Source organism: Ruegeria sp. C12, assembly GCF_056537745.1.
Window position 1 is genome coordinate 146,477 of sequence record NZ_JBQFSA010000011.1, and the last position, 13,448, is coordinate 159,924.

12 protein-coding genes are annotated in these 13,448 nt (G+C 59.9%); 5 read left to right on the forward strand and 7 right to left on the reverse strand.

What is annotated here, in order from left to right; all coding sequences use genetic code 11:
- The first annotated feature begins 49 nt into the window (after positions 1-49).
- The gene (leuB, locus tag ACR0C9_RS20145) at positions 50-1,153 is read left to right on the forward strand and encodes a 3-isopropylmalate dehydrogenase (protein ID WP_170738013.1); all 1,104 of its coding nucleotides are present in this window, start codon (positions 50-52) and stop codon (positions 1,151-1,153) included.
- A 54-nt stretch (positions 1,154-1,207) separates the two neighbouring features.
- Here the strand turns inward: leuB and ACR0C9_RS20150 are convergent, their stop codons facing one another.
- Positions 1,208-3,394 (reverse strand): transglycosylase domain-containing protein, encoded by a 2,187-nt coding sequence (locus tag ACR0C9_RS20150; RefSeq protein WP_480781899.1) that lies wholly within the window; start codon positions 3,392-3,394, stop codon positions 1,208-1,210.
- A 259-nt stretch (positions 3,395-3,653) separates the two neighbouring features.
- On the opposite strand from ACR0C9_RS20150, the gene ACR0C9_RS20155 reads away from it, so the two are divergent.
- Positions 3,654-3,992, forward strand: coding sequence for a P-II family nitrogen regulator (locus ACR0C9_RS20155; RefSeq protein WP_170434072.1), 339 nt, complete (start codon positions 3,654-3,656; stop codon positions 3,990-3,992).
- Positions 3,993-4,026: 34 nt separating this feature from the next.
- Positions 4,027-5,337: an ammonium transporter gene (locus ACR0C9_RS20160; protein WP_480781900.1), complete on the forward strand. Its 1,311-nt coding sequence runs from the start codon at positions 4,027-4,029 to the stop codon at positions 5,335-5,337.
- 68 nt (positions 5,338-5,405) lie between these two features.
- On the opposite strand, the gene ACR0C9_RS20165 is transcribed toward ACR0C9_RS20160, so the two are convergent.
- The 4 genes from ACR0C9_RS20165 to ACR0C9_RS20180 form a co-directional block, all read right to left on the reverse strand.
- Entirely contained in the window at positions 5,406-6,590 is a 1,185-nt protein-coding gene (locus tag ACR0C9_RS20165; protein WP_480585860.1) for an amino acid aminotransferase, read from the reverse strand.
- On the reverse strand, positions 6,590-7,444 hold the full coding sequence (sseA, locus tag ACR0C9_RS20170; protein ID WP_480781901.1) for a 3-mercaptopyruvate sulfurtransferase: 855 nt from the start codon (positions 7,442-7,444) through the stop codon (positions 6,590-6,592). Before sseA ends, ACR0C9_RS20165 begins: the two co-directional genes overlap by 1 nt.
- 70 nt (positions 7,445-7,514) lie before the next feature.
- Entirely contained in the window at positions 7,515-7,787 is a 273-nt protein-coding gene (locus ACR0C9_RS20175) for a CBU_0592 family membrane protein (protein WP_170455916.1), read from the reverse strand.
- 4 nt (positions 7,788-7,791) lie between these two features.
- Complete coding sequence (locus tag ACR0C9_RS20180; protein ID WP_170455918.1) at positions 7,792-8,355, reverse strand: XRE family transcriptional regulator; 564 nt, start codon at positions 8,353-8,355, stop codon at positions 7,792-7,794.
- A 107-nt stretch (positions 8,356-8,462) separates the two neighbouring features.
- Here ACR0C9_RS20180 and ilvD point away from each other — a divergent pair, with 107 nt between their 5' ends.
- Positions 8,463-10,295: a dihydroxy-acid dehydratase gene (gene ilvD, locus ACR0C9_RS20185; protein ID WP_480781902.1), complete on the forward strand. Its 1,833-nt coding sequence runs from the start codon at positions 8,463-8,465 to the stop codon at positions 10,293-10,295.
- Positions 10,296-10,391: 96 nt separating this feature from the next.
- Here ilvD and ACR0C9_RS20190 read toward each other — a convergent pair whose 3' ends face one another.
- Positions 10,392-10,775, reverse strand: a complete 384-nt coding sequence (locus tag ACR0C9_RS20190; RefSeq protein ID WP_480781903.1) for an immunity protein Imm33 domain-containing protein — start codon at positions 10,773-10,775, stop codon at positions 10,392-10,394.
- 102 nt (positions 10,776-10,877) lie between these two features.
- Positions 10,878-11,696 (reverse strand): sulfotransferase family protein, encoded by an 819-nt coding sequence (locus tag ACR0C9_RS20195; protein ID WP_170455924.1) that lies wholly within the window; start codon positions 11,694-11,696, stop codon positions 10,878-10,880.
- A gap of 141 nt (positions 11,697-11,837) precedes the next feature.
- Here ACR0C9_RS20195 and ACR0C9_RS20200 point away from each other — a divergent pair, with 141 nt between their 5' ends.
- Positions 11,838-13,415, forward strand: coding sequence for a DUF5928 domain-containing protein (locus ACR0C9_RS20200; protein ID WP_170455926.1), 1,578 nt, complete (start codon positions 11,838-11,840; stop codon positions 13,413-13,415).
- Positions 13,416-13,448: the final 33 nt, after the last annotated feature.

Here is a 13,448-nt window from a genome sequence, read left to right on the forward strand (position 1 = left end):
TGCGGCGCAGACGCTAGGGCCTGAGCTGTGAAACGCAAGGAGACCCTTCATGTCCAACCCCTCGCTCCTCATCCTGCCCGGAGACGGAATTGGCCCGGAAGTTATGGCCGAAGTGCGCAAAATCATCGACTGGTTCGGCACCAATCGCGGCCTTCACTTTGACGTGAGCGAGGATCTGGTCGGTGGTGCGGCCTATGATGCCCACGGCAAGCCCCTGTCGGACGAAACCATGGCCAAGGCGCAAGAGGTCGACGCGGTGCTGCTGGGTGCCGTAGGCGGTCCGAAATACGACGATCTGGATTTCAGCCTCAAGCCCGAGCGCGGCTTGCTGCGCCTGCGCAAGGAAATGGATCTGTATTCCAACCTGCGCCCGGCCCAGTGCTTTGACGCGCTGGCAGATTTCTCGTCGCTGAAAAAGGATATCGTCGCTGGCCTCGACATCATGATCGTGCGCGAGCTGACCTCTGGCGTCTATTTCGGCGAACCGCGCGGTATCTTCGAGGAAGGCAACGAACGCGTCGGCATCAACACCCAGCGCTACACCGAATCCGAGATCGAACGCGCCGCGCGCTCGGCCTTTGAACTGGCGATGCGCCGGAACAAAAAGCTGTGCTCGATGGAGAAAGCCAACGTGATGGAATCGGGCATCCTGTGGCGTGAGGTTGTGACCCGCGTCGCCGCCGATTACCCCGAGGTTGAACTGTCCCATATGTATGCCGACAATGGCGCGATGCAGCTGGTGCGCGCGCCCAAGCAGTTTGACGTGATCCTGACCGACAACCTGTTCGGCGACATCCTGTCGGATTGTGCCGCGATGCTGACCGGCTCGCTGGGTATGTTGCCCTCGGCGTCCCTGGGCGCTCCGATGGCCAATGGCCGCCCCAAGGCGATGTACGAGCCGGTACATGGCTCGGCACCCGACATCGCAGGTGAAGGCAAGGCCAACCCGATCGCCTGTATCCTCAGCTTCGCCATGGCGCTGCGCTATAGCTTTGACCAGGGCGATGAGGCCACCCGTCTGGAAACCGCGATCGAGAAGGTGCTGGCCGACGGCGTCCGCACCGGTGACCTGCTGGCGGATGAGGGCGTGACCCCGGTCTCGACCACGGAAATGGGCGCAGCCATCATCGCTGCGCTGGATGCCAGCCTGTAAGCTACCTAGATAGAATTGAAGAAAGGCGGCGCCCGGTGCGCCGCCTTTTTCGTATCAGTTCCCGCCGAAGATATCCCGGATCAAGTTATTGATGGCCCGTTCAAAGCCACCACCTTGGCGTCGACGGGGTTGGGGCTGCGCGACCTGAACTGGCGGTTCGGGCACGATCATCGGCAATGGCGTGGGCGTCATCCCTTCGGTCACACGCAGCATGGTCTCTTTCCAGATCTCGGCAGGCAGCCCGCCACCGGTGACACCCGAAAGCGGCGTGTTGTCGTCATAGCCCATCCAAACACCGGCCACGTAGTCGGCGGTGAAGCCAATGAACCATGCATCCCGCGCGGCCTGAGTCGTGCCGGTCTTACCCGCAACCTGCCATCCCGGCAGCTTCGCGCGACCGCCGGTGCCTTGGGACACCACACGCTCCATCATCCAGGTCAGTTGTTTGGCCGCGTTGTCATTGATCACCCGCTCACCGATCCCGGTGGTCGTCACCATGACCGGCGTGTCATCGCCCAGCAGCTTCAACTCGGTCAGACCATATGGTTCCACAGATGACCCACCGTTCAGGATACCCGCATAGGCCCCGGTCATCTCGATCAGTGTGCTTTCGGATGCGCCCAGCGCCAGCGCCGGTCCCTGCGCCAGATCGCTGGCAATCCCGAAGCCGCTGGCCACGGTGCGCACATTGTCCAGCCCGGCCACTTCGGCCACTTTCACAGCGGGAATGTTCAGCGAGTTCTTCAGGGCATCGGCCAGCGTCACGCGGCCATAAAACTTGTTCGTATAGTTCTTGGGGCACCAGTTGCCCGACCCCGGAATGTCGACGCAATAGGGTTCATCGACCACAATGTCATAGGGCGAATAGCCCAGCTCCAATGCTGTGGCATAGACGAATGGCTTGAAGGACGATCCGGTTTGGCGCAGCGCCTGCGTCGCGCGATTGAACGCGCCCGACACGCGGGTCTTGCGCCCGCCGACCATCGCGCGCACGGCCCCATCAGCGGACATCACCACAATCGCCGCCTGTGCCTTGGACCCTTCCCGAACCTTCTCCTGAAAGATGAATTGCAGCGCCTCTTCTGCCGATCTCTGAATACGCTGGTCCAGAGTCGTACGGATCACCACATCCTCGGTGGTGTTGCGGGTGAAAAACTCGGGCCCGCTGGCCATGACCCAATCGGCGAAATAGCCACCAGCCCTTGCTGCTGCAGCCTCGGACAGTTCCGCCGGGCGGCTGCGCGCCTCGCTGGCCTGCGCGCCGGACAGATAACCCTGATCCTCCATCAACCCGACCACAAGCCGCGCACGATCCTGCGAGCGTTGCAGGCTGTTGGTGGGCGCATAGCGTGTCGGGGCAACCAGAAGACCCGCCAGCATCGCCGCTTCGGCCGGCGAGACCTCGGCCGCGGATTTGCCGAAATAGCGCTGGCTTGCAGCCTCGAACCCGCGCGCACCTGCACCCAGGAAGGCCCGGTTCAAATAGATCGTCAGAATTTCGTCCTTGGAGTATTTGACCTCCATCGCCAGCGCATAAATGGCTTCCTTACCCTTGCGCCATAACGAGCCCTGACGGCAGTCCGACTCATAAGCGGCCTCTGACTCCCACTCAGCCGGGTCGTAAGGCACGCCCAGACACAACAGCTTGGCCGTTTGCTGGGTGATGGTGGACCCGCCATGGCCCGACAATGGCCCGCGCCCCTCGCTCAGGTTGATACGCACGGCGCTGGCAACGCCGCGCGGACTGACGCCGAAATGGCGATAGAATCGCTTATCCTCGGTGGCGATCACCGCGTTCTTCAAATGGGGTGAGACGGTGTCCGCCGTAATCACACCGCCAAACTGATCACCGCGCCAGGCAAAGACCTTGCCGTCACGATCCAACAGCGTCACAGACCCCCGCGCACGCCCGTCCAGCAAGGCATCCACATCGGGCAGCGAGGTGTAGACCACACCGACCGCCAGCGCGATCAGCATCGCCACCACGGCCCCGACGCGCCAGGTCACACCCCAGATCAGACGCCAGATCCAACGGAAAAGACGGCGAAAAATCCCACCGCCATTGCCGCTCGAGCGTTTGCGTGTCTTCTTGCGGGCGGTCTTGCGCGTGGTTGTCTTGCGGGCGGTCGATTTCTTGCCCGCCGGTTTCGCAGCCCGCTTGGTCGCCGAAGGTTTGCGCCCCTTCGACGGGTACCGTTTATCCGCGACCAATGTCGGTTTGCGGCGCTTGGACTCAGTCATGCTCAAACTCTGCCCGGTTATACTTTTGGCCCACCATACCCCGGTGGCCTGCCTATGTTGAGGTCCGATTTACCGGAATTTCCCCTCCCATATCCGCCTAAAATTTGGACGCACGGCAGGTTTTGTGCAAAAATTGTGCAACTTTGCGTCATTTTTGAACCGAATTACGCCCCAAAACCGTTTCTTACCGCCTCGGGTCACGCTCTTTTTCTGCAGGTGCAAACAAGCCGGTCAGACCGGAGAAGCAGAGGGGAAAGACGTGAAACTGATCATTGCGACAATCAAGCCGTTCAAGCTCGAGGAGGTGCGCGAGGCACTGACCCAGGCTGGCGTGCGCGGCATGATGGTGACCGAAATTAAGGGCTTCGGCTCGCAATCCGGTCACACTGAAATCTATCGCGGCGCCGAATACGCCGTGAACTTCGTGCCCAAGATCAAGCTCGAGATCGTGGTGCCCGCCACGATGGCCGACCAGATCGTTGAGACCATCACCACAACCGCCAAGACCGGCAAGATCGGTGACGGCAAGATTTTCGTCCTCGATGTCGAGCAGGCGCTGCGCGTGCGGACCGGGGAAACCAACGAAGAGGCGCTGTAAGCGCCGACACTCACACTCAATCCGAGGAAAACACATGAACCTGATGAAATCTCTCATCCCTGCTGCCGCGCTGGTCGTGCTGCCGCAGATGGGTTTGGCGCAAGAAGCCGCAGAAGGCGAGGCCGCGCTGCACACCCAGTATATCTTTACCACCCTGCTGTTCCTGATGGCGGGCTTTCTGGTCTTCTTCATGGCGGCAGGTTTTGCCATGCTGGAAGGTGGTCTGGTGCGGTCCAAGAATGTGGCCATGCAGATGATCAAGAACGTGGCGCTGTTTTCCTGCGCCGCGATCATGTACTGGCTGGTCGGCTTCAACACGATGTATCCGGGCGACTTCAATGGGTTCTTTGCCCTTGGCGGTCCGACGGTACTTGATGCGGTGGGTGTTGACCCTGCCGAAGCCGCCCTGGACTATGCCTCGATCGGCTCGGACTTCTTCTTCCAGCTGGTCTTTGTGGCTGCGACCGCGTCCATCGTGTCGGGCGCCGTGGCCGAGCGGATCAAGCTGTGGCCCTTCCTGATCTTCGTCATCGTGCTGACCGGCATCCTGTATCCGATTTCGGGGTCGTGGAAATGGGGCGGCGGCTGGCTGGACGCCATGGGCTTTTCCGACTTCGCCGGTTCGACCGTCGTGCACTCGGTCGGGGGCTGGGCCGCTCTGGCTGGCTGTCTGATCCTTGGCCCGCGTATCGGCAAGTACAAGGACGGCAAGGTTCACCCGATGCCCGGTTCGAACCTGGCGCTGGCAACTTTGGGGACGTTCATCCTGTGGCTGGGCTGGTTCGGCTTCAACGGCGGCTCGCAGCTGGCGATGGGCACCGTGGGTGACGTCTCCGACGTGTCGCGCATCTTCGCCAACACCAACATGGCCGCCGCGTCAGGTGCAGTTGCCGCCCTGATCATGACCCAGGTCCTGTATAAAAAGCCCGACCTGACCATGGTGTTGAACGGCGCGCTGGCCGGTCTGGTCTCGATCACTGCTGAACCGCTGGCCCCGACCTTGTTCGGCGCGCTGTGGATCGGTGCCGTGGGCGGTATCATCGTGGTCTTCGCGGTTCCGATGCTGGACAAGTTCAAGATCGACGACGTGGTCGGTGCCATCCCGGTCCACCTGTTCGCAGGCATCTGGGGCACCATCGCCGTGATCTTCTACGGCGAGGCCAACCTGATCACCCAGCTGACCGGTATCGTTGCCTACGGTGTCTTCACCTTCGTCGCCGCGCTGATCCTGTGGATGGTTCTGAAAGTAACCGTCGGCATCCGCGTCAGCGAAGAAGACGAGATCAACGGTCTGGACATGGCAGAACTGGGTATGGAAGCCTACCCGGAGTTCTCGAAAGGCTAAGCTGCAATCTGCTCAACAAAAAAACCCGGGCGCTCGTGCCCGGGTTTCTTTTTGGAATGTAGTTTGGACTAAACCCCAACGTCAACAATCGCCTGTGCCAGAATCGGCACGGTTGTTGCGTTCAGACCGGCGATGTTCAGGCGGCTGTCGCCAACCATGTAGATGCCGTGATCGGCGCGCAGTTTCTCGACCAGTTCCGGCGCGGCACCAAGACGCGAGAACATGCCCCGATGCTGGGCGACAAAGCCAAAGCGGTCCGATCCTGTCAGGCGTTGCAATTCGTCGGCCAGTTGCTGACGCAGGCCCAGCATGGACAGGCGCACCTCTTCCAACTCGGCGGCCCAATCGGCACGCAGGGCGTCGTCGTTCAGGATCGTGGTCACAACCCGCGCACCGTGATCGGGCGGGAAGGAATAGTTCTGACGGTTGAGGAAGGCCAGGGTCGCTTGATTCAACGCCGTCTGCGCCGGATCATCGCTGATTGCCATCAGCAGGCCGGTACGCTCGCGATAAACGCCGAAATTCTTCGAACAGGACGCCGCGATCAGGCAGCGCTTGACGGACGAGGCCACCAGGCGGGTTGCCTGTGCGTCTTCTTCAAGCCCGTCGCCAAAACCCTGATAGGCAATGTCGATCATCGCCACAAGGCCACGCTCGTTGATCAGGTTCACGACCTCTTGCCATTGCACCATGTTCAGGTTTGCACCGGTCGGGTTGTGGCAACAACCATGCAGCAGAACCACATCGCCTGCGGTGGCGGTTTTCAGGTCCTCGATCATGCCATCGAAATCAACGCCGCGCGTTTCGCCGTCGAAATAGCGGTACTGGACCGTCTCCATCCCCAGATAGTTCAGGATCGACAGGTGGTTGGGCCATGTCGGGTTCGACACAAATACACGGGCCGAGGGGTTGGCCATACGGATCATCTCAAACGCCTGCCGACACGCGCCGGTGCCGCCGGGGGTCGCCACGGCGGCGATATTGCCGCGCGGAACTGCATTGCCAAGGATCAGGCCGATCATCGCATCCGAATAGGCCGGATCACCGGCCAGACCAGTATAGGCCTTGCTCTCCTGCTCTTGCCAGATGCGCTGTTCAGCGGCTTTGACCGCACGCATCACCGGGGTTACGCCCTCGGCATTCTTGTAGACGCCCACGCCCAGGTCGATCTTCTGATCGCGCGGGTCTTCGCGGTACATCTGCATCAGCGCCAGAATCTTGTCGGCGGGCTGCGGTTTGAGGTTCTCGAACATCAGGTCTCTCCGGTTGCGACGGGCAGGGTCGGGAAGGCACCCCATTCCGCCCAGGAGCCGTCATAAAGCGAGTGGTCTTTCTTGCCCATGCGCTCGAGCGCAAGGCTGAGGATTGCGGCGGTCACGCCTGACCCGCAACTGGTGATCGCAGGTTTCGACAGGTCGACGCCTGCGGCCTCGAACACGGCACGGCAATCGTCGGGCGATTTCATCGTGCCGTCCCCATTCAGCAGGTCGCCAAAGGGCACGTTGTGCGATCCCGGAATATGGCCCGAGCGCAAGCCTTCGCGCGGCTCGGCCTCGGTTCCGGCGAAACGGGCGGCGGAACGGGCATCGATGATCTGGTGATCGGCCAGCTTGGCAGCAGCAGAGACCTGCGTAACATCGCGCACCATCTGGTTCTGCACCCGTACGGTCATGTGGCGGTCGCGAATAACGGGGGGCAGATCCTCGATCTCACGTTCTTCGGCTTGCCACTTGGGCAGACCGCCATCCAGCACGGCGACGTTCTCTTGCCCCATCAGGCGGAACAGCCACCAGACCCGCGCCGCCGAGAAAAGCCCCGCGCCGTCATAGACCACCACCTGATGGCCGTCACCCACGCCCATGGCCCGCAGGCGCGACATGAACTTTTCCACCGGCGGTGCCATATGCGGCAGATCCGAACGGTGGTCGGAAATCTCGTCAATGTCGAAGAAGCGCGCGCCGGGAATGTGGCCCGCCTCATATTCGGCCCTGGCGTCACGGTTCTGCGCAGGCAGATACCACGACCCGTCCAGAATCCGCAGATCCGGGTTCTTGATATGTGCGGCCAGCCATTCGGTAGATACCAGGGTTTTCGGATCGTCCTGCATCAAAGCCTCTCCTCAGCGAGCTTGAATTTTCCCTATACCCGGCAGGATAGGGGTTCAAGGCTGGATAGGCCTATTCTGACGCCCGGCGCAGGCGAAAATGCTGAATAATCCCGATCAGACTGATCAGAATCCAGAACCCTTCGATCAGCATCGAGGCAAGGTTGAAATTATGCACCAGCGAATAGACGATCAGCACCGAGCCCAACAGGTTCACGACCGGAAAGGTCAGATCGTCGGAATTCATCATCCGCATCTGCGTTGCAAAATAGGCCGCCACCACGATCAGCGCCCCGAAGGACCCGATGGCGTCCACGATGGTCAGGGTTTCCAGCAAGGCGGTCATGCGGTCAGGTTCCGTTCAGATGGTCAGGCTGTTGCGAATAGTGGTGCATATTCAGAAAAGCTGCCCCTTGGGCACCGGCCCGGTATCCATGCGCCAGATCGGCGGCAAAGCGCAGGCCCTGCCCGGTCTGCAAGGGCAGCCATTCCCCATCGCGCAGAATCTCCAGATCTCCGCTGAGGACAAAGACCTCTTCGGTGACGCCGGCGGCGTGGGGGGGGGACTCGTGGCTTTGGTTGGGGGCAAGCTGGACGTGAAAGGTTTCCGCGCCCAGCGCCGGGTCGAAAGGAAATACGATCTTGACCTCGATACTGCCGGGGAAGGTGACGGTCTGGAACACGCCCGCATTGGCCGGATCGCGCAGAACGGACGACCCGATCAACGCGCTCAGCGGAAGTTGGAACCCCTTGGCGATCTTCCACAGGGTCGCAATGGTCGGGCTGGATTCGCCCCGTTCGATCTGGCCCAGCATGGCTTTGCTGACACCGGTCATTTCAGCCACTTTCGACAGGCTCAGCCCCGAGGCCGCGCGCACATCCCGTAGTTTCAGAGTAATGTCGTCCGGTGCCATATCGCTGTCTTTCGAATCCCCTTGTGCGTTATAGCGCACATGTGATACGTGCGCTATAACGCACAATCTCGACGCAATGCAACCCGAGGCAATAGGGAAACAGCATCATGCCAATGTACCGATCCAGAACCTCCACCCATGGCCGCAACATGGCCGGCGCCCGTGGCCTGTGGCGCGCCACCGGCATGCAGGATGACGATTTCGGCAAGCCGATCATCGCCATCGTCAACTCGTTCACGCAATTTGTGCCAGGCCACGTCCACCTGAAGGATCTGGGCCAGATGGTCGCGCGCGAGGTTGAGGCCGCAGGCGGCGTCGCCAAGGAATTCAACACCATCGCCGTGGATGACGGCATCGCCATGGGCCATGACGGTATGCTGTATTCGCTGCCCTCACGCGAGGTGATCGCCGACAGCGTTGAATATATGGTCAATGCCCACTGTGCCGATGCGATGGTCTGCATCTCGAACTGCGACAAGATCACCCCGGGTATGCTGATGGCCGCGATGCGCCTGAATATCCCGGCCATTTTCGTCTCGGGCGGGCCGATGGAGGCGGGCAAGATCGATATTGCCGATCTGGACGCCAAAAAGATCGACCTTGTGGATGCCATGGTCGCCGCCGCTGATGACCGCTTTACCGATGAGCAGGTGCAGCATATCGAAGAAAACGCCTGCCCCACCTGCGGGTCATGCTCGGGCATGTTCACCGCGAACTCGATGAACTGTCTGGCCGAGGCGCTGGGTCTGGCGCTGCCGGGCAACGGCTCGACCCTCGCCACCCATGCAGACCGCAAGAACCTGTTCCTTGAGGCTGGTCGGCGCATCGTCGAGATCACCAAGCGGCATTATGAGCTGGACGAAAAAGGCTTCCTGCCGCGCGAAATCGCAACCTTCGATGCATTTGAGAACGCGATGAGCCTGGATATCGCTATGGGCGGGTCAACCAACACGGTTCTGCACCTGCTGGCCATCGCCCACGAAGGCGGCGTCGATTTCACCATGTCCGACATGGACCGCCTCAGCCGCAATGTCCCCTGCCTGTGTAAGGTCGCGCCCAACACCGAGAACGTGCATATGGAGGACGTCCACCGCGCCGGTGGCATCTTCTCGATCCTTGGCGAGCTTAGCCGCGCCGGGTTGTTCCACGAACATTGCAGCACGGTGCACACGCCAACCATGGGCGAGGCGATTGCCAATTGGGACATCAAGATCGCCAACAACCCCGCCGCGCGGGAGTTGTTCAAAGCTGCCCCCGGCGGTGTGCGCACCACACAGGCGTTCAGCCAGTCGAACCGGTACAAGGAGTTGGATACCGACCGCGAAGGCGGTGTGATCCGGTCCAAGGAGCACGCGTTTTCTCAGGACGGAGGCCTTGCGGTGCTGTTCGGCAACATCGCCCGGGACGGCTGTATCGTGAAAACAGCAGGTGTGGATGCCAGCAGCCTGACCTTCACCGGCTCGGCTTATGTCTGCGAAAGCCAGGATCAGGCGGTCAGTGACATCCTGACCGGCAAGGTGAAAGAGGGCGACGTGGTCGTCATCCGCTACGAAGGTCCGCGTGGCGGGCCGGGCATGCAGGAAATGCTGTATCCGACCTCGTATCTGAAATCCAAAGGTCTGGGCAAAGCCTGCGCGCTGCTGACCGATGGCCGTTTCTCGGGCGGCACGTCGGGCTTGTCCATCGGCCATGTCTCACCCGAGGCCGCCGAAGGCGGCGTGATCGGTCTGGTGCGTCAGGGTGACAGGATCGAGATCGACATCCCCAAACGCTCGATCCATCTGGCGGTGTCGGATGAGGAACTGGCCACACGTCGCGCAGAGCAGGACGAAAAGGGCTGGGAACCGGCAGAGCCGCGCAAGCGCAAGGTCTCTACCGCGCTGAAAGCCTATGCCAAGCTGACCACCAGCGCCGCCAAAGGGGCGGTGCGTCAGGTTTGAGTTGGAAACCGCTCAACTAAAAAACGGTCTACCTGTCCGGTGGGCCGTTTTTGTTCATTTGTGGGATTAAGCTAACGTTCGAGTCTCAGGAGGCTTTCAGTCTTCGATTTCAAGCAAGGCCGGATCGAACCAGACATCCTCGTAAGTTCCGTCAGTGAGGAAGCGCCAACCGGGTGGAAGAATCAGAAACTTAAGACTGAGTTCGCATCGGGTTTCAAGGTGAGCTAGATGCATCGGTTTAAAGAAATCAGCAGCATCTGAAAGCTCTACTCCACCCCAAAGATACCAACCACTTACACCTGATGTCGGCGGATGACGAAGCCCGTTAAGTGGCATCAGCCCCTCTAGTGCAGATTGTGAAACACCTACTTTGTCCCCATCGAAGGCTTCGCAAGTTTTGAGTTCAAGGTCCGCACAGACTTGTTTTTGCGATTGTCGAATACTCTGCTTCAAAATTGCTTTCCCATTGTCCCGCGACACTATCCACTTTCAAATTTGAAGCAACTTTGGACTAGAAGCAGACGCTCATCTGCAAACCATGTTCCGGGCAGATGTATCGCTGCCGGGGATACCGATCGCCGCTCAATCACCCAGCTTGGCGTGCACTTCGTCCAGATCGATCTCACCCACGGGCATCTTGTTGGCCGGGTTTTCGAAATCGTATTTGAACAGCTCGAAATCCTGTTTGTAGATTTCATAGACCAGATGCATCGATAGATCGTCGAAATAGTCCTCGACCGGATGCGCGCGTTTGGGGCCGTGGCCTTCGGATTCGTTGAAACGGGGGATTGCGGACAGATCAATGGCGTGTGGGGTCTCAAGACTGTCCAGCACGCCCTGCATCCCATCGTTGAACTTTTCGGTCCAAAAGATGCGATCATACCGCCCGCCATTCACGATGAAGGTCGACACATGCCCCGACATGGCGGACCAGTGAATATCCGGATCCATCGGGCGCCGCCAGCGGATCGTATCGCGGGCAAACAGCAGGAACCGGCGGAAGCTGGCGATCTGGTCGAACTCACCCTTGCCATCATCTCCGCCCACTTCGATCCCGTAATTATACACCAGCGTCGGCACCAGATTGCCCCGATACCTCTTGCCATTGCGCTGGATGCCGCAAATCTTGTCGAAAAAGGAACTCAGAATCCGGGTGTACGGATTGCGCACACAGGTAAAGGAATACGACCCGTGATTGCGCACATTTTCCGCGATCATACCCTGGCTTTGATCGAAGGCCCATTTGTGCATCCCGTCCTTGGCGTCGTGGATATCGCCGTCAAAGAACTGCCCGTGATCCGAGTAATACATGATCTGACCAATGGTCGAGCACGCGCATTTCGGCACCACACGGTAAACCATGCTTTCGCTCTCGGTCATCCAGGTGCCGGGAAACCCCATCTGCGTGCCTCCTATGCTGGTCGGGTATCAGGTTGATAGGCCAGCTTTTGAAATCAAAAAACCAAAAATACTCTGTTTATTCAATCGCTCATCCTCAGTATCACAGGTGCAATCGGGCAAAAACGGAAATCGCGACACCAAATGGCAAAGATTGCCTATATCCTGCTGTGCCACAAAGACCCTGACGCGATCATCGCGCAGGCCGAGCAGCTGACCGCCGCCGGCGATTGCATGGCGATCCATTTCGATGCCCGCGCGCGTGAGGCGGATTATGACAAGATCCGCACCGCGCTGAAGGGCAACCCGAATGTCACCTTCGCCGACAAGCGCATCAAATGCGGTTGGGGTGAGTGGTCTTTGGTGCAGGCCACGCTTTATGCGCTGCAAGCGGCTGTCGAGACATTCCCCCGGGCCACCCATTTCTACATGCTGTCGGGCGATTGCATGGCGATCAAGACAGCGGAATACACGCATAATTTTCTGGACGAGCAGGACAGGGATTTCATCGAAAGCCACGATTTCTTTGCCAGCAACTGGATCAAGACCGGGATGAAAGAAGACCGGCTGATCTATCGCCACTATTTCAACGAACGCACGCAGGCCAAACGGTTCTATGCCGCTTATGAGCTGCAAAAGCGTTTCAAACTGATCCGTGAGATTCCCGAAGACTTACAAGTCATGATCGGCAGCCAATGGTGGTGCCTGCGCCGCCGCACGGTCGAAATGATCCTTGAGTTCTTGCAACAGCGTCGCGACGTGATCCGGTTCTTCTCGACCACCTGGATCCCGGATGAAACCTTCTTTCAGACGCTTGTCCGTCATCTGATCCCGAAGGGTGAGATCGAAAACCGCACGCCGACCTTCCTGATGTTCTCGGATTACGGAATGCCGGTGACGTTCTACAACGATCATTTCGACATGCTGCTGGGGCAGAACTATCTGTTTGCCCGCAAGATCAGCCCCGAGGCGCATGAGTTGAAGGACCGGCTGGGCGCGCTGTATGCCAGCACTGGCGTCGAGTTCCCTATCTCGGATGAGGGGCGCAACCTGTACGCCTTCCTGACCGGGCGGGGCCGCGTGGGCCGCCGGTTCGGGCAGCGGTTCTGGGAGGCCGGAAATACGCTGGGTCCCGAGCGTGAACTTTTCCTGATCGTCTGCAAAAAGTGGCACGTGGCCAAACGGCTGGTGGATCAGATCGCCTCGGAAACCGACATCCCGTGCGTCGAGTATCTGTTCAACGAACAGGACACGCCCCTGCCCGATCTGGGTGGGATCGAGACGACGCTCAACAAACGCTCGCGCCATCGCCGGGCGGTTGTCCAAATGCTGTTTCAGCATTTCGGGTCAAACCAACTGGCGCTGTGTCTGGACCCGTCCAATCTGGACGTCATTCAGGATTTCTGCGGTGACGCGGCCAAGACTCATGTGCTGGAGATCGAGTGCGACTATTCCGACGACTACCTGATTGGCCACGCCCGCCGCGTCGGGCTGGCGGGTGAAAACAGCCCGGCTGAGACGGTTTCCCGCCTGTTGCCCACCTTGCGCAATGATCTGGCCTATGAATCCCAGCAAATCCGCGAGGCCGGGATCGATGGCTATCTGCGCCTGCGCGAAAGCGCCGACCGCGCCGAAAATGAGGCCGCCATTGCCCGCTTTCTGGGTGTGGAAAGCGACAAGGCGCAGTCCATCATGAAGCTGGATTACCTGTTTTCAGACTAAGGCCCGGCGGCACGATCCGCACCGCCGGGACCG

Bases quoted from the DNA above. Each gene is read 5' to 3' on its own strand.
- leuB (WP_170738013.1), top strand. From the start codon at position 50: ATGTCCAACCCCTCGCTCCTCATCCTGCCCGGAGACGGAATTGGCCCG.
- ACR0C9_RS20150 (WP_480781899.1), bottom strand. From the start codon at position 3,394: ATGACTGAGTCCAAGCGCCGCAAACCGACATTGGTCGCGGATAAACGG.
- ACR0C9_RS20160 (WP_480781900.1), top strand. From the start codon at position 4,027: ATGAACCTGATGAAATCTCTCATCCCTGCTGCCGCGCTGGTCGTGCTG.
- ACR0C9_RS20165 (WP_480585860.1), bottom strand. From the start codon at position 6,590: ATGTTCGAGAACCTCAAACCGCAGCCCGCCGACAAGATTCTGGCGCTG.
- sseA (WP_480781901.1), bottom strand. From the start codon at position 7,444: ATGCAGGACGATCCGAAAACCCTGGTATCTACCGAATGGCTGGCCGCA.
- ACR0C9_RS20175 (WP_170455916.1), bottom strand. From the start codon at position 7,787: ATGACCGCCTTGCTGGAAACCCTGACCATCGTGGACGCCATCGGGTCC.
- ACR0C9_RS20180 (WP_170455918.1), bottom strand. From the start codon at position 8,355: ATGGCACCGGACGACATTACTCTGAAACTACGGGATGTGCGCGCGGCC.
- ilvD (WP_480781902.1), top strand. From the start codon at position 8,463: ATGCCAATGTACCGATCCAGAACCTCCACCCATGGCCGCAACATGGCC.
- ACR0C9_RS20195 (WP_170455924.1), bottom strand. From the start codon at position 11,696: ATGGGGTTTCCCGGCACCTGGATGACCGAGAGCGAAAGCATGGTTTAC.
- ACR0C9_RS20200 (WP_170455926.1), top strand. From the start codon at position 11,838: ATGGCAAAGATTGCCTATATCCTGCTGTGCCACAAAGACCCTGACGCG.